19 protein-coding genes and 1 riboswitch are annotated in these 17,432 nt (G+C 65.4%); of the genes, 8 read left to right on the top strand and 11 right to left on the bottom strand.

Annotated features, from left to right (window positions below; translation table 11 throughout):
• Positions 1-5 precede the first annotated feature (5 nt).
• The 6 genes from AWB81_RS16140 to AWB81_RS16115 form a co-directional block, all read right to left on the bottom strand.
• Positions 6-1,079: a putative urea ABC transporter substrate-binding protein gene (locus AWB81_RS16140; protein ID WP_062637068.1), complete on the bottom strand. Its 1,074-nt coding sequence runs from the start codon at positions 1,077-1,079 to the stop codon at positions 6-8.
• Between the two features lie 60 nt (positions 1,080-1,139).
• Positions 1,140-1,256, bottom strand: a riboswitch (guanidine-I (ykkC/yxkD leader).
• Positions 1,257-1,469: 213 nt separating this feature from the next.
• A complete protein-coding gene (locus AWB81_RS16135) occupies positions 1,470-2,339 on the bottom strand; it encodes an anti-sigma factor family protein (RefSeq protein ID WP_062637066.1) in 870 nt (289 codons plus the stop codon).
• Positions 2,336-2,854 (bottom strand): RNA polymerase sigma factor, encoded by a 519-nt coding sequence (locus AWB81_RS16130; RefSeq protein ID WP_062637064.1) that lies wholly within the window; start codon positions 2,852-2,854, stop codon positions 2,336-2,338. Before AWB81_RS16130 ends, AWB81_RS16135 begins: the two co-directional genes overlap by 4 nt.
• A 43-nt stretch (positions 2,855-2,897) precedes the next feature.
• Positions 2,898-3,557, bottom strand: a complete 660-nt coding sequence (locus AWB81_RS16125; RefSeq protein ID WP_144444135.1) for an anti-sigma factor family protein — start codon at positions 3,555-3,557, stop codon at positions 2,898-2,900.
• 89 nt (positions 3,558-3,646) lie between these two features.
• Positions 3,647-3,955 (bottom strand): DUF4148 domain-containing protein, encoded by a 309-nt coding sequence (locus AWB81_RS16120; protein ID WP_062637060.1) that lies wholly within the window; start codon positions 3,953-3,955, stop codon positions 3,647-3,649.
• A gap of 92 nt (positions 3,956-4,047) precedes the next feature.
• Positions 4,048-4,368, bottom strand: coding sequence for a DUF4148 domain-containing protein (locus AWB81_RS16115; protein WP_087135015.1), 321 nt, complete (start codon positions 4,366-4,368; stop codon positions 4,048-4,050).
• 255 nt (positions 4,369-4,623) lie between these two features.
• Between AWB81_RS16115 and AWB81_RS16110 the strand changes: the two genes are divergently transcribed.
• The 6 genes from AWB81_RS16110 to AWB81_RS16085 all read left to right on the top strand — a co-directional run bounded on the left by AWB81_RS16110 (position 4,624) and on the right by AWB81_RS16085 (position 9,918).
• The gene (locus AWB81_RS16110) at positions 4,624-5,679 is read left to right on the top strand and encodes a catalase family peroxidase (RefSeq protein ID WP_374730494.1); all 1,056 of its coding nucleotides are present in this window, start codon (positions 4,624-4,626) and stop codon (positions 5,677-5,679) included.
• Positions 5,676-6,227, top strand: a complete 552-nt coding sequence (locus tag AWB81_RS16105) for a cytochrome b (protein ID WP_062637054.1) — start codon at positions 5,676-5,678, stop codon at positions 6,225-6,227. The genes AWB81_RS16110 and AWB81_RS16105 overlap by 4 nt, the downstream gene beginning before the upstream one ends.
• Positions 6,228-6,537: 310 nt before the next feature.
• Positions 6,538-7,881, top strand: coding sequence for a sensor histidine kinase (locus AWB81_RS16100; RefSeq protein WP_062637052.1), 1,344 nt, complete (start codon positions 6,538-6,540; stop codon positions 7,879-7,881).
• A gap of 109 nt (positions 7,882-7,990) precedes the next feature.
• Complete coding sequence (locus AWB81_RS16095; protein WP_062637050.1) at positions 7,991-8,674, top strand: response regulator transcription factor; 684 nt, start codon at positions 7,991-7,993, stop codon at positions 8,672-8,674.
• A gap of 100 nt (positions 8,675-8,774) precedes the next feature.
• Positions 8,775-9,248 (top strand): outer membrane lipoprotein, encoded by a 474-nt coding sequence (locus AWB81_RS16090; protein WP_062637047.1) that lies wholly within the window; start codon positions 8,775-8,777, stop codon positions 9,246-9,248.
• 85 nt (positions 9,249-9,333) lie between these two features.
• Positions 9,334-9,918: a glutathione binding-like protein gene (locus AWB81_RS16085; protein WP_062637045.1), complete on the top strand. Its 585-nt coding sequence runs from the start codon at positions 9,334-9,336 to the stop codon at positions 9,916-9,918.
• Between the two features lie 25 nt (positions 9,919-9,943).
• On the opposite strand, the gene AWB81_RS16080 is transcribed toward AWB81_RS16085, so the two are convergent.
• From AWB81_RS16080 to hmuQ, 5 genes are all read right to left on the bottom strand, one after another.
• Positions 9,944-10,597: a glutathione S-transferase family protein gene (locus tag AWB81_RS16080; protein ID WP_062637043.1), complete on the bottom strand. Its 654-nt coding sequence runs from the start codon at positions 10,595-10,597 to the stop codon at positions 9,944-9,946.
• A 167-nt stretch (positions 10,598-10,764) separates the two neighbouring features.
• Positions 10,765-12,348 (bottom strand): Na+/H+ antiporter, encoded by a 1,584-nt coding sequence (locus tag AWB81_RS16075; RefSeq protein ID WP_062637041.1) that lies wholly within the window; start codon positions 12,346-12,348, stop codon positions 10,765-10,767.
• Between the two features lie 146 nt (positions 12,349-12,494).
• Positions 12,495-13,442, bottom strand: coding sequence for a DMT family transporter (locus AWB81_RS16070; RefSeq protein WP_087135013.1), 948 nt, complete (start codon positions 13,440-13,442; stop codon positions 12,495-12,497).
• Positions 13,443-13,638: 196 nt separating this feature from the next.
• Positions 13,639-14,019 (bottom strand): DUF3574 domain-containing protein, encoded by a 381-nt coding sequence (locus AWB81_RS16065; RefSeq protein ID WP_062637037.1) that lies wholly within the window; start codon positions 14,017-14,019, stop codon positions 13,639-13,641.
• Between the two features lie 49 nt (positions 14,020-14,068).
• Complete coding sequence (gene hmuQ / locus AWB81_RS16060) at positions 14,069-14,383, bottom strand: heme-degrading protein HmuQ (protein ID WP_062637034.1); 315 nt, start codon at positions 14,381-14,383, stop codon at positions 14,069-14,071.
• A gap of 185 nt (positions 14,384-14,568) precedes the next feature.
• Between hmuQ and araD the strand changes: the two genes are divergently transcribed.
• The gene (gene araD / locus AWB81_RS16055) at positions 14,569-16,311 is read left to right on the top strand and encodes an L-arabinonate dehydratase (RefSeq protein ID WP_062637032.1); all 1,743 of its coding nucleotides are present in this window, start codon (positions 14,569-14,571) and stop codon (positions 16,309-16,311) included.
• A gap of 21 nt (positions 16,312-16,332) precedes the next feature.
• Positions 16,333-17,070 (top strand): ribonuclease activity regulator RraA, encoded by a 738-nt coding sequence (locus tag AWB81_RS16050; protein ID WP_062637031.1) that lies wholly within the window; start codon positions 16,333-16,335, stop codon positions 17,068-17,070.
• The last annotated feature ends 362 nt before the right edge of the window (positions 17,071-17,432 follow it).

The raw sequence follows: 17,432 nt of genomic DNA, 5'->3' as shown, positions 1-17,432 counted from the left end.
GGACTTCAGAGCTTGCCTTCGGCGGCCATGCGCACGTAGGTCGGATCGAAGCGCAGCTTTACGTTGCTCTTGTTGCCGATCACGACGCCGTTGTCGAACGCCATGCCGATCGCGTCCGCGCTCGGCGCACCTTGCCCGAGCAGGCCGTGATCGAACGAGAACTTCGCGACGCGCGTCATCGTACGCGGCAGGTCGGAACTCGTCGCGAAGTCGAGCGCGGCCTTCGGCGTGTAGAAGAGCGCGGTGGTGGAGAGTTGCCCCTTGAAGCCCGCGAGATCGGTGCCCGAAGCCTTCGCCATCGCGTTCATCGCAGCCGTGTTGTCGGCGCTCGTCGCGTGCATCAGCGTCATCATCTCGAACCAGGCGCCCGTCAGCGCACGGCCAAGCGCGGGGTTCTCCTGCAGCGTCTTCGTGTTGACGACCATCATGTCCATGATCTCGCCGGGGATCTTGCTCGAATCGAAGACTTCGGTGACGTTCGGCTTCGCCTTCAGGTCGGCGAGCATCGGGTTCCAGGTGACGGCCTGCTTGACCGCCGGCGTGGCAAAGGCCGCCGAGATGTCGGCGTCCGAGGTGTTGACCACCTTGAGGTCGCGTTCGCTCATGCCGGCGGACTCCAGCGCGCGAGCGAGCAGGTAATGCGACACGGAGAACTGCACGAGGTTGATCTGCTGGCCCTTGAGGTCGGCGACCTTCTTGCCTTTGCCCTTGACGAGCACGCCGTCGTTGCCGTTGGAGTAGTCGCTGACGATGAGCGCGGTCGAATCGACGCCGCCCGCTGCCGGAATCGTCAGCGCGTCCATGTTGGTCATGGCGCAGCCGTCGAACTTGCCGGCCGTGTACTGGTTGATCGATTCGATGTAGTCGTTGAGCTGCACGACATCCACGTTGATGCCGTACTTCTTCGCCCACTTGCTGACGATGCCCTGGGTCTTCGCTTCGCCCCATGGCATCCAGCCCGCGTAGATGGTCCAGCAGACCTTGAAGTCCTGACGGCCGGCGGCGAACGACGAAGAGGAGGAAGCAAACGCGGCGAGGGAGAGGGCGGCGATGCCAAAAAGACGGGATAGCTTGCGCATGAGGTTGACCTCGAAGGGGCGGTTATCGGCGGCAGGAGCGGCGCGACTCTCGATCGCGTTCTCTCCCGGGCTTTTATCCCGCCGTGTAACCTCGCGCAGTACCTTTGAGGTCGACAACTCTCGGACCAGCATCCACGAACTCAACGCTCGCGGACCGGAACCCTAGTCGTCCATTTGCAGATTGTCTTTGCTAAACCGGATGATGCGCCGGCTCCGTGCAGGGCTTTCTATAGCGATAAGCGTGCCACGCGCGAGAGCCTTGTATTTGCGTCGACAGGCGCCGGTCATGCACGACGATGAGGCAAGCCCGGCCGCGCGTCGCGCAGTTGTGCACGAATGAGGTGCACGCGCTGCCGGGCATCGTTGCATGTGTCGAAACGGACAGGCCGCTTAGTCCGCGCTCCGTCCGCTGCCACTTTCCGTCAGTTGCTCGTACACGTCATGCGAGACGTCGAGCAGCACCTTGCGGTCGATCGCGCCCGACACCGCGTAGCCGAAGTCGCCGTCGACCCAGTAGAACACCTTGACGGAGCCGTCCTCGTAGAGCTTGAACGCGGTGACGTCGCTCTTGGGCTTGCGATGCGAGACGTTGAGCGTGATGCGCTCGCCGTTCGCGTCGTGATACATGAACTGCGCAACCGGGCCGTCCTCGCCGGGCAAAAGGCGCCCGCCCATCAGGTTGAAGCCGACGCGCGTGAGGATCGGCGCGTGCACGTCGGTGCCGAGGCGGCTCGACAGCCACCTGACGAGTTCCTGCTCCTGATCCGCGCCGACCTCGACGGGACGCGTGACCATAGGCGCATAGGTGACGTACGCGATCGCCGATTGCCGCGCGAACGATTCTTCCTTGCTCGCGCTCACGCGCCGCGTCTGCGAGTCTCCGGTCGCCGACATCAGCATCTCGCGCGCAGGCTGGCTCGTCATTCCTCCCACGCCGATTCCGATTCCGACGACGAGTGCCGCCGCGAGTCCCGCGAACTGCGGCCAGTTCGCGGCGGCGAACCAGCGCTTGCGTGCGACTGCGGCAACAGGCGCGGCAGGGTCGGGCGGCAGGAGACGCTGCGGAACGGGCTCGCTCAGCACGCGGTCGTACCGCTCGTGCAGCAGGTTGCCGAGCGCGAAGTAATCGCTCACACGCCGCGCGAGCGCGTCGTCCGTTTCGAGCAGACGCTCCACTTCCGCGCGCCGATGCTCGGCTAGCGCGCCGTCCACGTAGGCGTGGATGTCCTCTTCGCTGATCGGTTCGTGTTGTTCGTTCATCGCACCACCTTCAGTTTTGCGCCGGTCTGCGTGCCCGCCATCAGCGCGCGCAGCCGTTCGCGCCCGCGCGACAGACGCGACATGACCGTGCCGAGCGGGATGTCGAGCGCGAGCGCGACTTCTGCATAGCTGAGCTCTTCCAGCCCGACGAGCAGCACGACCTGCCGCTGATCCACCGGCAAGCGTTGCAGCGCATAGTCGAGATCGCGCACTTCGAGCGACTGCGCCTGCGTCCCCGCGACCGCGAACTCGCTTTCGGGCAGCGTGTCGTCGTCGACGGAGACGTGCACCGCCCGCGCGCCCGCGCGGCTCGCCTGGTTCGCGAACACGTTGTGCATGATGGTGAAGAGCCAGGCGCGCAGGTCGGTGCCGGACTGGAACTTGTCGGTGTGACGCAGCGCGCGTTCGAGTGTGTCCTGCACGAGATCGTCGGCAAGATCGCGGTTGCGGATCAGCGCGCGCGCATAGCGTCGCAATCGCGGCACGTGATCCATGAGCTGGTCTCGGACACTCATAGGCTTTCCTTGGCGATCGAGGCTTTCGGGTTCAACGCCGGATTCAATCCTTCGTCAGCAGGTCGGCCGCGCGCATCAGGCCGCGCGTGCCCGCGTTGCCGCCGACGATCATGCGAACACCCCCGGCGGAAGTCCATTCGAACAGGCGCGCGCTGCCGATTCTACGCGCCCGCCATGGCGCCGCGGAGCCGCCCGGTTCGCCGCGCACCGGCATGACGACGAGCGATTCCTGCTGCGCGTTGCGGTACACGTAGGCATCGGCGGTAGCGAATGCACCGAGGATGACCGTGCGCACGCCGACCGCCCGAAACCCCGCCGACGACAGATCGGGCGCGTTTGCGGAGGCGGCATGCATGGGTGCGGGCGCGAGGGCGACGATCGCGGCGCGTTCGAGCGCTGCGTCCGGCACGCGCACCGTGACGAAGACGGCCGCCGCGATCAGCGCGAGGCACGCGAACACTGCCATCGCGAGCCGGGCAAGATGCCGCTGCGTGGTCCGCAGTGGCGGCGCGCTGTCGCCGGCGTCGCGAAAGACCGACTGCATCTGCGCATTGAGCCGCGCGTAGAAAGCGACCCGGCGCGCCTCGTCGGGCCGCCGCGCCAGATACGCACGCACGCGGGCGGCGCGCTCGGGCGCCAGCAGGTCGTCGGCGAATGCCTGCATGTCGGCTTCCGACAACTGCATCTGGCAAGGCGGATTCACGGTTGGCGCGTCCACGGTCGTTGGCGAACAGGGGTTTCTATAACGTGCAAACAGGGAATGCGACCGCTTTATTCCACGCGGTCAAAAAATTACTGCCCGGAATAAGGCGAACGCGCGTCCGCATGCGCATCGCGTACGCCCGATGCAACGCTGCCTTGTGCCGGGGCGCCGTACGCGCTGCTATCGGGCGTGTTGGCAGCAGCGACGCGCGCTTCGGCGGCCTGCAGTTGGTCCGGGTAATGAGCGTCGTCTCCGCCCGGCGAATAGCCGGCTGCTTCGAGTCGGGCGAGTTCCGCCCTGACCTGTGCCCGGGTGACGGGCGCATTCGATTGTGCAAAGACGGAGGGCGTGACGAGGATGGAAGCACATGCCAGTTTGGCGACGAGAAACTTGTTCATGACGGGACTCCAGATAAGAAAAAGTACGAAGGCAGATCGGCGCCCGGACACGCTCGGCCCGGACCGCGAGATCTCGATGACCGACGCGGCGCTCAGGAGCCCGCGTAGATGTTGCAGAAGCTGACCGGGCCGACGCATGTGCCCATCGCCCGGGCTGCGCCCGATGCCGAGCCGGTCATGGCGCCGCCGTATGAGTTGACGTCCGCATCAACGCTGGCGTTCGGGCGTTGCGCGAGCTGGTTTTGATAGAAGGGGCTGACATCCGGATACGACGCATCGGTGACGAGCCGCGAGCCGTTCTGTTCGGCGGCGACCAGTTGCGCGCGGACTTCGGCGCGGGTGAGTCCTTCGGCAAAAGCGCCCGACGAAACCAGCAGCATGGCGGACAAGGCAAGGGAAGCAACGGTCTTCATTTTCGACTCCTCGAAATTAACGGGTTGGTACCTGGGATAACCCGCGCCGTCTCCGGTCTATTCCCGAATCGCGAACAAAAAATCGGGTAGCAATAAATATTCGGTGCAACGGAATAAAGACGGCTGCGGTCGTGTTCGCGTGCTGGCGTACCCCAAACAATCGATGGAGTTCGACTTGAGTAAGCTCATTGCAATCCACAGTGCTGCCGGGGAACCCGCGGCATGAGACAGCGTTCATTTTCCCTGGCAGAGGTGTTGCGTCATCCCGGCCGACATCGCGGCGAGATCGGCAAGCTCGCGGCGATCGGTGTCGTCGTGCTCGCAACAGGCGGCGCGTTCGCTTACGTCGCGGGCGTGCTCACGCCGCAGCGCCTGACGCCCGCGCGCATTATCGATACCTTCGAGACCAATGGCGGCGTCCATGCGGGCTATCGGCGCAATCACGCGAAGGGCGTTTGCTTCGCGGGCTACTTCGAGGGCAACGGCAACGCGTCGCGCATCTCGCGTGCACAGGTGTTCGACCACGTGCGCACACCGGTGACGGGACGCTTCGCGATTCCCGGAACGAACCCGGCAGCCGCCGATGCAAGCGCGCCCGTGCGAAGCATGGCGCTGCAGTTCAGGTCGGCGGACGGTGAACAATGGCGCACTGCCATGAACAACACGCCGGTGTTCATCGTGAACAACGCGAAGGGCTTCTATGAGCAACTCGTCGCATCGCGTCCCGATCCGGCGACGGGCAAGCCCGATCCGGCGAAGCTTGCCGCGTTCTTCGCCGCGCATCCGGAGACGCAGCCGTTCCGACGCTGGGTCGCGTCGCATCCGCCGTCGACGAGCTTTGGCAACGCCGCTTACTACGGCATCGATGCGTTCCGCGCAATCGATGCGTCGGGCGCGACGCGCGATGTTCGCTGGTCCGTGGTGCCCGAGTCGGAGTACATGCCGGTCGAGAAGCAGCAGACGGCGAAACACGACTTCCTCGACGACGAATTGCGGGGCCGCCTTCAGAACGGGCCGTTGCGCTGGCATCTCGTCCTGACCGTCGCGCAACCCGGCGACGTCACGAACGACGCCACCGTCGCATGGCCCGCCGACCGCGAGCGCATCGACGCCGGCACGCTGGTGGTCGAACGCGAGAGCGCGCAAAGCGATGGCGACTGCCGCGACATCAACTTCAACCCGACCGTTCTTCCCAATGGCCTGAAGATCTCCGACGACCCGCTCCTGACGGCGCGTTCGTCGGCGTATTCGGTTTCCTTCAACCGGCGCACACACGAAGAAGCGCATGCTGCTTCGCGAGGTAACGAATGACTGCTGCTACGACCCGCTTCAGCCCCATCGCACGTCTGATGCACTGGCTCATGGCGCCGCTCGTGATCGCGATGCTGTTCATCGGCATCGGCATGGTGTCGACGCTCTCGTGGTGGCACGAGGTGCTGCTCACGATCCATCGGCCGCTGGGTATCGCGATACTCGTGCTGGTGGCCGTCCGCCTCGTCGTGAGGTTCACGCACAAGACGCCCGCGCTTCCCGCCGACATGCCGCGTTGGCAGCAACAGGTCGCACATTTCTCGCACTGGCTGTTCTATGCGCTGCTGTTCGCAATGCCGCTCGTCGGGTGGGCGATGTTGTCCTCGGCTGGCTATCCGGTGCAGCTCGCAGGTCCGGTACATCTTCCGCCGATACTGCCGCAGAGCGTGCGTGCCTACGCGTTCCTGCGTTCCGCGCACACGTATCTGGCGCTGCTGCTCTTCGCGACCTTCCTCATGCATCTGGCCGCGGCGCTGTTTCATGGGCTCGTGCGTCGCGATGGCGTGTTTTCGAGCATGGCGGGCGGTGCGAACGAGCGCTCGCCTTGACCGCATCCGGCGATGCCGAACAACTGAAAGAACGCGCACGAATCTTCTGGCGGAGCGAGACCCGTTCCTCACGAAACGCTAATTCCTCGCGGCTATGCTGGATCTGTGGAGCGCGGCTCGCGGGAAGGCGTGAGCAGCCGGGGGCCGCGCCTCACTTCTTGTAACTTCCCTGTATGTTTGACGCCCGTCGCTGTCGCGCCGGCGCATTTTTTTGGCCGCGCCGGTGCGGGACGATCGCGTAAAATCCGAAGGCGCCGCGCCCCGGAATCGATTTGACGCGCATACCCGTTCATCACCACACCGCACAACAATGATCAAGTCGCTGAGGAATCAGTTGGTCGTGGCGCTCGGTTTGCTCGTGAGCATGGTCGGTGTGCTCCAGGGCCTGAGCTCTTATCAGCTATGCAGGAACGGCATGAGCGCATTGCTCGACCTGCGCATGGAACAAGTGGCCTTGCGCATGCGCGACGGCTTCGCGGAAGGCATACCGGCGATACCCGCGCGCGGATCGCAGGACGCGCGCGACATCGTGCTGACGGTATGGAAGACAGACTCGGACGAGCCGTATCGTTCGACGGAGCCCTCGCTCGCTCTGCCGAAAACGGCGCCGCACGGCTACTCGAGTGCCACCGTCAACGGCGAGGCGTGGCGCATCTTTACGATTCGGGATTCCTCGACCACGATACAGGTCGCACAGCGCCTGTCGGTGCGGCATGAACTCGAAGAGACGGCCGCGACCCGCACGCTATGGCCGCTCATCGTTCTGCTGCCGCTCGTGTGGATCGCGGTGGTGCTCGTCGTACGGCGCTCGCTGTACCAGTTGAACCGGCTCGGCAGCGAAGTGCAGGCCATCGACGCGGGGCATCTGAAGCCGCTGCAGACCGTCGGCGTGCCGACCGAGATCGAACCCTTCATTCTTTCGATCAATCGCATGATCGAGCGGCTCGCGCAGTCGATCGACGCAGAGCGCAAGTTCATCGCCGATGCCGCCCACGAACTGCGCACGCCGCTCACCGCGCTGCAATTGCAGGCTGACAACCTGCAGCGCGACATCGTCCCGGGCAATCAGGAGCGCTTCCGAGAACTGCGCAGCGGCATCGCGCGAAGCGGCAGCCTCATCACGCAACTGCTGCGGCTCGCGCGTGCCGATGCGCCCGTCAACGGCACCGCGGTAGCGCGCGTGGACCTCGCTGCCGTGGTCACGGCCGCGGTCGCCGATGTGCTGCCCATCGCGTTGCAGCGCGGGATCGATATCGGCGCGGAGAAAATGGTGAGCGCGCATGTGCGCGCGGTCGAAGCCGACGTCGGCATGGCAGTGCGCAATCTGGTCGGCAACGCGGTGCGCTATACGCCGGATGGCGGCACGATCGACCTGCACATGCGCCTTCACGACCGCATGGTGTGCGTCGAGGTGATCGATACCGGGCCGGGCATCGCCGAGGAACTGCTGCCGCGCGTGTTCGACCGCTTCTTTCGCGCGAATCCGGACATCGAAGGCAGCGGGCTCGGGCTGTCGATCGTCAAGGCGATCGTCGCGCGCTACGACGGCACGGTGACGCTCAGGAATCGCGTCGACGGCCCGTCGGGAATCGTCGCCGCCGTGTGCTTTCCGGTGGACGACGAGGAGGAAGCGAACGATCCGCAACCCGGCTGACGAGCATCCGCGCTTTTTGCCGCTCTACAATGGACGAGGGACCCGCGCCGTGCAGCGGGCGCTTAAAACGTCCAGCCGGCTGCGCGCCGGAAGCGGTGAAGGAGACACGATGCGAATCCTTCTGATCGAAGATGACGTGCAGATCGGCACGAGCCTCTTGCGGGCGCTGAAGGACGCCGACTACGCGGTCGACTGGGTGCGGGACGGCGTGGCCGGCAGCGAGGCGATGGCGGCGGCGAATTACACGGTGGTGCTGCTCGATCTCGGCCTGCCGGGCATGACGGGCATCGAACTGCTGCGGCAGGCGCGCACGCGGGGTAACACGGTGCCGGTGCTGATCCTGACCGCGCGCGACGATCTGGATATGCGCGTGCAGGGCCTCGACGTCGGCGCCGACGACTACGTGGTCAAGCCCTTCGACATCCCAGAGCTGATGGCGCGCATTCGCGCGGTGTTGCGGCGCAAGGCGGGCTACGCGGTCTCGCGTCTGGGCGACGAAACCCTCTGCCTGAACCTCGACGACCGCACGCTCACCTGCAACGGCACGGCGGGCGCGTTGTCGGCGCGCGAATTCGCGCTGATGCTGGCGCTCCTCGAACGGCCGGGCACGATCTTCTCGCGCGACCAGCTTGAAGACAAGCTCTACGGCTGGGGCAAGGAGGTCGAAAGCAACGCGGTCGACGTGATCATCCATTCCGTTCGCAAGAAGTTCGGCACGGGTGTGATCCGCAATGTGCGCGGACTCGGCTGGACGGTCGTGCTCGGACAGGCACCACGCGACGAGGCGAAGTAAAGGACGGAATTCGCTCCTCATTCGTTCCTCATTTTCGATTCCTACGATGTGCACATCGAAAGCCGCTCCCAGCGGCCTCGCACACACCGAGGAGAAGAACATGAAACGATCGATGGCCGCATGCACGCTCCTGATGGCCTGTTCCGTGGCGCTCGCCGGCTGCGCCACCACCGGCAGTTCCGCTGACATCTACACCGCATCGCAGGCCCGGCGCGAACAAACGGTTCGCATGGGCACGGTCGAAAGCGTGCGCGGCGTCACCATCGACGAGAACAACGGGCAGGCGAGCCCATTCGGCGCTATTGGCGGCGGACTGCTGGGCGCTGTCGCCGGCAGCGCGGTCGGCGGCGGGCGGGGCTCGCTCCTGACCGGCATCCTCGGGGGGCTGGCGGGCGCGGTTGCGGGCGACGATGTGCAGAATCGCCTCGCGAAGAAGCCGGGTCTCGAGATCACGGTTCGGCTCGACAACGGTGCTCTGCGCGCGATCACGCAGAGCGCGGACGGCGAAATGTTTCGCGCAGGCGAACGCGTGCGGCTTCTCTCCAGCGGCGGCATCACGCGGGTGACGCTCTAGCGCTCGTGCCGGTGGCGTCTTCGGCACGCGCCTTGCTGCCCGAACAGACCGACCACAGCCGTTCAACGGCAAGGAGGCACCCGCCATGAAACTTTTCTATTCGCCCGGAGCCTGCAGTCTCGCGGACCATATCGCGTTGCACGAAGCCGGCATGTCGTTCGACCGCGTGCGCGTCGACCTGAAGACGAAACTGACGGAAACGGGCCAGAAGTTCGACGAGATCAACCCGAAGAGCTATGTGCCGTCGCTCGAAATGGACGACGGCCGCGTGCTGACCGAGAACATCGCGATCCTTTCATGGATTGCGCAGCAAAAGCCTGCGCTTGCGCCTTCCGGCGACTCGGGCGCCCTGCAACTGCTGGAGATGCTGGCGTTCATCTCGACCGAGATCCACAAGCAGTTCGGCCGCGTATTCAAGCCGTCATCGGATGCGGAAGCTTCTGCCGCGCGCGAGAAAATCGGGCAGCGCTTCAACCTGATCGCGTCGATGATGAAGGGCGACTATCTGTTCGGCAGCGAGGTGAGCGTCGCGGATGCCTATCTCTTCACGATGCTGCTCTGGGCAGGCAAGGTCGGCATCGAGGTGCCGGAGCGCCTCGCCGCGTTTGCCGGGCGCATGCGTGCGCGTCCGGCCGTGAAGCTCGCGTTGCAGCACGAAGGGCTCGAATGACGCGCTGAACCGTGAGCGCGCCGGGTCAGTCGCGATCCGGCGCGCCGAGCGGAAAGAACCCGCGATACGGCCGCGCATCGTCAACCACCTGCGCGAACGCAGGCCGCGCGAGCAGCCGCTCCCGATACGCGCGGACATTGGCGAATTCGCGGTCGACCGGATGCGTCCAGTCCGCATAGAAGAGCGACGGCGCGGCGGCGCAATCGGCCATGCTGAACACGCCGCCGGCTGCCCATTCGCGGTCCCGCATCGTGTTGTCCAGCCAGCGATAGGCCAGATCGAGCATCGAACGCGCTTCGTCGACGCCCTGCCGGTCGCGCCGCTCCGGTTCGCGCATGCTGTCGAAGACGATCTTCTGCATCGGCGTCATGATGTAGTTGTCGAAGAAGCGGTCCATCAGGCGCACATCGAGCGCGGCGCGCGGGTCGTCGGGAACGAGGCGCACAGGCCCCGGATGATTCAGCGCCAGATATTCGATGATGATGCTCGATTCCAGCACGGTGCGCCCCTCGTCGACGAGAACGGGAAAGCGCTTGAGCGGCCAGAGGGCGGCATGTTCGGCGCGGGTCTTTTCGTCGTCGGGCGAAAGCACGCGGTACTCGAACGGTGTGTCGTTTTCCCTGAGCGCGATCAGGACCTTCTGGCAGTACGACGAAAAGGGGTGAGCGAAGAGTTGCATGGAAGCTCCTTGGTCGGATTGGCCGGCCGGCGCGGACGATGCGGTTGCGCCTGTACGTCAGCGCGCCTGCCTGTTACACGTCGTTTGAGGCGCGCCGGAATCGACACGGCAAGGCGAAAAAATCTTCGAGATTTCGCCGGCGATCGATTCAGGCCGGTACCGGCCGCTCAATCCCGCGCGTGCCGAGACGCAAGTTCCTGCAAATCCAGATCGCGTTCGAGCACGCGCAGCACTTCATCGTGGATCAGCCCTGCGCGGTGCATGCACAACAACTCGTAGCGGCCCGCCTTGATCGCGGCGAGCACCACGTCGTAGTGCGCGCTGCGTTCCTTCGACGGGTACCTGTGTGCGTGCTGGAACTGCTGCGTGAGCTTTGCGCGATATGTGTATTGCTCAAGGAGCCGCGGATGAATGACCTTGCCGTCGGCATCGTGGACGAGCGGCTGGATGGCCGCGAGTTGCGCCGCTTCCAGCCGCGCCCACGCCTGCGTCTCGGTCAGGTGATGCGAGGCCTCGCTCAGTTCAGGGGGCTTCACCCAGCGGATCAGCGGACCGATCGTCGTGCCCTGCAGCAGCACGGTGACGAGAATCACCACGAAGGCGGAGAACAGGATGAGGTCGCGGCCGGGCATCGCTTCGGGCAGCGACAGGGCGATCGCGAGCGTGACCACGCCGCGCATGCCCGCCCAGCTGACGATCGTCGCGGAACGCCAGTCGGGCGACGCGTCCCTGCGTCCCGTCAGGCGACGGAAGACGGATTTGATCGCCTCGGCGGAAAACGCCCACGCGAAGCGCGACAGCACGACCGCCGCCACCACAGCGATCACGGCAGGCGCCAGCAACGCGAACGCATTTTCGCCGCCGCCGTGCCGGATCACGACGCTGCGCAGTGACAACCCGATCAGCACGAAAACGAGCGCTTCCAGCACGAACACGACCACCTGCCAGAACGCGGTGCCGCGCGTGCGCACGGCGGCGGTGAACACTTCGTGCTGGTGCCAGCCGAGCACCATGCCGGTGGTCACCGTGGCGATCACGCCGGACACTTCCAGCATGTCCCCGGCGATGTAGCTGATCCATGCCGAAATCACGGACAGGGTGATGGCGAGATAATCGTCTTCGAGCAAGCGCAGGAGCCGCACGATCACGAGGCCCACCACGAGCCCGACCGCGATGCCGCCGATCGCGAGCGTCGTGAAGCTCATGAGCGCGTGCGGCGCACTGAACGCGCCGGTCAGCGCCGCCGCGACGGCGAAGCGGAACAGCACGAGGCCGGCCGCGTCGTTCAGGAGGCTCTCGCCTTCGAGCAGCACCATCAGCCGGCGCGGCAGCGCGACGCGTTCGAGCACCGCCTTCGCCGCGACCGCGTCGGGCGGCGAGACCACCGCGCCGAGCGCGAAGCACGCGGCCCAGGGCAGCGCCGGCGCGACCAGATGCACGACCACGCCGACCACGAAGGTCGTGAACGCGACCGCGCCGATTGCGAGCAGCAGGATGCCGGACAGGTGCCGCTTGAAGTCGGCCCAGACGAAGAAGTACGCGCCGTCCATCAGGAGCGGCGGGAGAAAGAGGATCAGCACGAGGTCGGGATCGAGATCGACGGGCGGAAGGCCCGGTGCAAACGCCATCGCCGCGCCGCCGACGAGCAGCGCCGCCGCGGGCGGCAGCCGCAGGCGTTTCGCCACCAGTTCGAGCGCGATGATGGCGATGAGCGAGATCAGCACGAGCTTGAATGCCGATACGGCGGACATGAGATGCCTCCTTGTGAACGGATAGCGAAGTATCCACTAAGGCAGGCGCGCGCCACAATTCCATGTGGCGCGGTGGGCGAGCGAGGGAGAGGGTGGTTATCGATGCGCTTCGGCTCGGTGTGCCGCGAGCCGAAGCGCCGGGTCGATCACTGCTTCGCGCAAGCGGAGGCGCGTCTCGGGCCGAAGAGCGGAATGCGCTTGACGACGCCGGTCGCGAGCGCGGTGCCGACGAGGATGATCGCGCAGGCCCGGATCATGCCCGCCGAGACATGCTCGGAGAGGAAGATCGCGCCCCAGAGGATGCCGAAGATCGGAATCACGAAGGTGACGGTGATCGCCCGCGCCGGACCGACGACCGCGATAAGCCGGTAGAACAGCATGTATGCGATGCCGGTGCAAGCCACGCCGAGCGCGGCCACCGCGCCCCAGGATTCGACCGACACCGTCGCCGCCGGCCACCAGTAGACCGCGAAGGGCAGGAGCAGCAGCGTGGCGCAGAGCATCGTTCCGGCGGCGACCGTCAGCGAATCGACGCCCATGAGGTGCTTCTTGGTATAGCTCGCCGCGACGCCGTAGAGGAGCGCCGCGCCGAGCGCGGCGGCTGTCGCGAGTGCGGTCGTCGCGGGCGAGACGGGGGCAGCCCCTGCGCCGTGCGGCGTCGCGACCTGATCCCACACGAGCGCGAGCACGCCCGCGAAGCCGATCACGAGCCCCGCGACGCGCAGGCCGCTCAGGCGGTCTTTCAGCCACAGGTACGCGACGACTGCGCCCCACAGCGGCGTCGTCGCGTTGATCACCGAGGTCACGCCGGCGGAGAGCGTCAGTTCCGCGTACGCGAAGAGGCAGAACGGCGCAGCCGAATTGAGAAAGCCGACGACGAAGAGCGGCCATGCACGCGAGCGGATCGTGCGCCACGCATCGGGTGCCTTGCCGCGCAAGGCGAGCATGATCACGAGAAAGAGCGCGCCGATGCCGACGCGCAGCGCCATCAGAGGCGCGACGCCGAAGTCGTTCACGCCGACCCGGATAAAGAGAAACGACCCGCCCCATAGAGCGGCGAGGACGAGCAACTGGGCGATGTTGAGCGGATTCATTTTGTGCCTGCACGTGGAGTCGGATTGCGAAGCCATCGTACAGCCGCCTCGGCGCAAAAAGGTTCACGCTGGAATGAAACGACAAGATCCGGGAGCTTCATCCGATGGCTGCATCGTAGGCGCGCGGCTTCTTCTCGCCAAGCGAGCGATTTTCACTGGTATGTGAGAAATATTGCGATCGAGGCCGACCGCGCCACTAGAAGGAGACACAGGCGTGGCTCTTCACGCGCAGCACGGCCTCCTGGTCGAAGCGCGACTTGTATTCGCCGATGATCGCGCGCACGGAGGTTTCGCTCGTGTCGTCGTCGGGGTGGACGAGGATCAGGACGAAAGAGGCTTCATGCACGATGGCGCCGCCGGCCGTGCGCCACTGGCCCGACGCGGGCCAGGCGGTCAGCCCCTCCGGAAAACGCGGCGTGACCGCGCTCCGCAGGAAACCGGACCACTGTGCCGACGTGATCGTGCCCGCCGCGCGTGACGTGCCGAAGTACAACACGTCGTTGACCGAGCGTTGCTCGCCTTGCGCGCAGCCAGCCTCGTGGACCGCGGCGCAGCCGGCCGCGATGAAGCCGATCACAAGGACCGTTACGCTCGCGCGAAATCGAGGCATCGCAGCGGGCGGATGCCTACTTCACCGTCTGAATCACTTCGAAACCTTCGAACTCGGGATGACCGAGATAGAGCGAGCGGCTTTCGTTGCCCGCATTGCGATGGGCGGCGCGAAAGGCGTCGGACCGGGTCCAGCCTTCGAAGGCGGCGTGGTTTGCCCAGATCGTGTGGCTCGAATAGAGCACGTGATCGTCGCGCTGCGGACCCTTGAGCAGATGGAACTCGACGAAGCCCGGCACTTCCTTCAAATGCGTGTCGCGCGAAGTCCAGAGTTCCTCGAACGCCGCCTCCGAGCCGAGGGCGACCTTGAAGCGATTCATGGCGATATACATGCTGCGGCTCCGTATCGATATGTGTATGTGTCGTTTGCTCAGGCGTGAGTCCCGATGATAAGCGCAAACCGGCGACGCAGCCGGCGCCGCCTGCGTGTGACGTGCGTATAAACCCCGAGCGACGCCAGTCGATGACAGCGTTACCATCCGCCGCGAAATGATAGCGTTACCAACCGGAGACGGAAGTGACAGCACAACGCAAAACCCCGGAAGAACTGCGCAGCTACCGCTGGTACGGCGTGAACGACCTGCGTTCCTTCGGGCACCGCTCGCGCACGGCGCAGATGGGCTACCACCCGTCGGATTACATGGGCAAGCCGGTGATCGCGGTGATCAATACGTGGAGCGAGATCAACTCGTGCCACACGCATTTCAAGCAGCGGGTCGAGGAAGTGAAGCGCGGCGTCTGGCAGGCGGGCGGCTTTCCGGTGGAAATGCCCGTGATGACGCTTGCCGAGCCGTTCCAGAAGCCGACCACGATGCTGTACCGCAACTTTCTCGCGATGGAAACCGAGGAACTGCTGCGCTCCTATCCGTTCGACGGTTGCGTGCTGATGGGCGGCTGCGACAAGACTACGCCGGGCCTCCTGATGGGCGCGATCAGCATGGACCAGCCCGCGATCTTCCTGCCCGCCGGCCCGATGCTGCGCGGCGACTGGAATGGCCGCACGCTCGGTTCGGGCTCGGACACCTGGAAATACTGGGCCGAACTGCGCGCGGGAAGGATCACGGAGGACGAGTGGAAGGGCGTCGAGAGCGGCATCGCGCGCTCGCCGGGACATTGCATGACGATGGGCACCGCCTCGACGATGACGAGCGCCACCGAGGCGATGGGGCTCACACTGCCTGGCTTTTCGTCGATACCCGCCCCCGATTCGCGCCATGCGCAGTTCGCTTCGATGACCGGCAAGCGCATCGTCGAGATGGTGTGGACCGACGTGAAGCCGTCGGACATCCTCACCACAAAGTCGTTCGACAACGCGATCACCACGGTGCTCGCGATGTCCGGCTCGACCAACGCGATCGTGCATCTGGTCGCGGTTGCGCGGCGCGCGGGCATTCCGCTCACGACGGCGCGCTTCGACGAGCTCGCGCGCGTGACCCCGGTAATCGCGAACCTGCGTCCGGCCGGGCAATACCTGATGGAAGACTTCTTCTATGCGGGCGGCTTGCGCGCGCTGCTCGCCGAACTCGGCGAACTGATCGACGGCACGCAGATGACGGTGAGCGGCGCGACGCTTGGCGAGAGCATCGCGGGCGCGGAAATCTTCAACGACGACGTGATCCGCCGCCGCGACAATCCGCTTGTCCCGAGCGACGGGCTCGCCGTGCTGACGGGGAACCTCGCGCCCGACGGCGCCGTCATCAAACCGGCCGCGATGGAAGCGCATCTGTTGAAGCATCGCGGCCCGGCGATCGTGTTCAAGGACTACGCGGACATGGCCGCGCGGATCGACGACGAAGCGCTCGACGTCAGCGCCAATTCGGTGATCGTGCTGCAGCACGCGGGACCGGTCGGCGCGCCGGGCATGCCGGAGTGGGGGCAGTTGCCGATTCCGCAGAAGCTCCTGAAGCAGGGTGTGCGCGACATGCTGCGCATCTCCGACGCGCGCATGAGCGGCACGAGCTACGGCGCATGCGTGTTGCACGTCGCGCCCGAGTCGTTCGTGGGCGGGCCGCTTGCGCTGGTGAAGGACGGCGACATCATCGTGCTGGACGTCCACGCGCGGCGCCTGCATCTCGAAGTGAGCGACGAGGAACTGGCCGCGCGCAAGGAGGCATGGACGCCGCCGAAGCGTCATTTCGAGCGCGGCTTCGGCGTCATGCATCAGCTTCACGTGACGCAGGCGAACAAGGGCTGCGACTTCGATTTCCTCGAAGAGCCGGCCGCCGTATCGTCGAAGAACGACGAACCCGAGATCCACTGAACCCATCCACGGACGATAGCCATGACATCCACCGACATCGCGGTGAGCGACGCCACCCTCGAACTGCTTCGCCAGGTCAGCACAGCAACGCTCACGACGCAACTCTTCAAGCGCGGCTTGCGCAACGTGTTCCTGCAGGGCGTGGCGCCGCTGAAGAAGCCTGCGCCGGGCGCGCCGAATCTCGTCGGTCCGGCCTTCACGCTGCGCAATATTCCGGCGCGCGAGGATCTCGATCATGTCGGCGTGTTCCAGGACCCCGATCATCCGCAACGCAAGGCGGTGGAAAGCGCGCCGGCCGGCAGCGTGCTCGTGCAGGATTGCCGCGGCGACCGCACGGTGGCATCGACGGGCTCGATTCTCACGATGCGCCTCAAGGTGCGCGGTGTCGCGGGCATGGTGTCGGACGGCTGCGTGCGCGACAGCGGCACGATCGGCGACATCGGGCTGCCGCTCTTCTGCGCGGGCGCGAGCGCGCCGCTCAATCTGGCAAAGCATCACGCGGTAGACATGAACGTGCCGATCGCGTGCGGCGGCGTGGCGGTGTATCCGGGCGATATCGTCGTCGGGGATGTGGACGGCGTCGTGATCGTGCCGCGCCATCTCGCGGAGGAAGTCGCGCGCGATGCCACGGAGCAGGAACTGATGGAAGCATTCATCATCGAGCGCGTCGAAGCGGGCGCCGTGTTGCGCGGGACCTATCCGCCTAACGAGGATACGATTGCTGCGTTCGCAGAGTGGCGCTCTGGGCGCCGCGGGTAGTGCGCTGGTCCGTCCGAGTTCATATGTTTGTTTACACCGTTTGATGTTTCTGGACTTCTATGGAACTTGCTTTCTTTGTGGTCTATTAGCTCTGCCCCTGTGCGGGGCGGCAGTCACTTTCTTTGCTGCTGCAAAGAAAGTAACCAAAGAAAGCAGCATTTCAGGCAGCGGTGTAAGGACGGCAACGCCTTTGAAGTACTGAGTGGACATACCGCCCAAGTGTCGCCCTCGAAGAACTTCAGGAGCTTGGCGCGCGGCACGCACCGTGACATCGCACAGCAAACGAGTTGGCACAGCAGTCATTCATCCGTTTTCGCTTCGCTGGACGAAAGGTACATTCGTCGCGCGGTTGAGGTTCGCGG

The organism is Caballeronia arationis, from assembly GCF_001544975.2.
In the GTDB taxonomy this organism is placed as follows: Bacteria; Pseudomonadota; Gammaproteobacteria; order Burkholderiales; family Burkholderiaceae; genus Caballeronia; species Caballeronia arationis.
Note: the sequence above shows the minus strand (reverse complement) of the source record. Positions and strands in the feature narration are given on the sequence as shown.

Excerpts from the sequence above, each read along its gene's own strand:
- AWB81_RS16085 (WP_062637045.1), top strand. The coding sequence starts at position 9,334 with ATGAAACTTTTCTATTCGCCCGGAGCCTGCAGTCTCGCGGACCATATC.
- hmuQ (WP_062637034.1), bottom strand. The coding sequence starts at position 14,383 with ATGTATATCGCCATGAATCGCTTCAAGGTCGCCCTCGGCTCGGAGGCG.
- AWB81_RS16130 (WP_062637064.1), bottom strand. The coding sequence starts at position 2,854 with ATGAGTGTCCGAGACCAGCTCATGGATCACGTGCCGCGATTGCGACGC.
- AWB81_RS16140 (WP_062637068.1), bottom strand. The coding sequence starts at position 1,079 with ATGCGCAAGCTATCCCGTCTTTTTGGCATCGCCGCCCTCTCCCTCGCC.
- AWB81_RS16050 (WP_062637031.1), top strand. The coding sequence starts at position 16,333 with ATGACATCCACCGACATCGCGGTGAGCGACGCCACCCTCGAACTGCTT.
- AWB81_RS16115 (WP_087135015.1), bottom strand. The coding sequence starts at position 4,368 with ATGAAGACCGTTGCTTCCCTTGCCTTGTCCGCCATGCTGCTGGTTTCG.
- AWB81_RS16075 (WP_062637041.1), bottom strand. The coding sequence starts at position 12,348 with ATGTCCGCCGTATCGGCATTCAAGCTCGTGCTGATCTCGCTCATCGCC.
- AWB81_RS16090 (WP_062637047.1), top strand. The coding sequence starts at position 8,775 with ATGAAACGATCGATGGCCGCATGCACGCTCCTGATGGCCTGTTCCGTG.
- AWB81_RS16105 (WP_062637054.1), top strand. The coding sequence starts at position 5,676 with ATGACTGCTGCTACGACCCGCTTCAGCCCCATCGCACGTCTGATGCAC.
- AWB81_RS16070 (WP_087135013.1), bottom strand. The coding sequence starts at position 13,442 with ATGAATCCGCTCAACATCGCCCAGTTGCTCGTCCTCGCCGCTCTATGG.
- AWB81_RS16135 (WP_062637066.1), bottom strand. The coding sequence starts at position 2,339 with ATGAACGAACAACACGAACCGATCAGCGAAGAGGACATCCACGCCTAC.
- AWB81_RS16100 (WP_062637052.1), top strand. The coding sequence starts at position 6,538 with ATGATCAAGTCGCTGAGGAATCAGTTGGTCGTGGCGCTCGGTTTGCTC.
- AWB81_RS16080 (WP_062637043.1), bottom strand. The coding sequence starts at position 10,597 with ATGCAACTCTTCGCTCACCCCTTTTCGTCGTACTGCCAGAAGGTCCTG.
- AWB81_RS16095 (WP_062637050.1), top strand. The coding sequence starts at position 7,991 with ATGCGAATCCTTCTGATCGAAGATGACGTGCAGATCGGCACGAGCCTC.
- AWB81_RS16120 (WP_062637060.1), bottom strand. The coding sequence starts at position 3,955 with ATGAACAAGTTTCTCGTCGCCAAACTGGCATGTGCTTCCATCCTCGTC.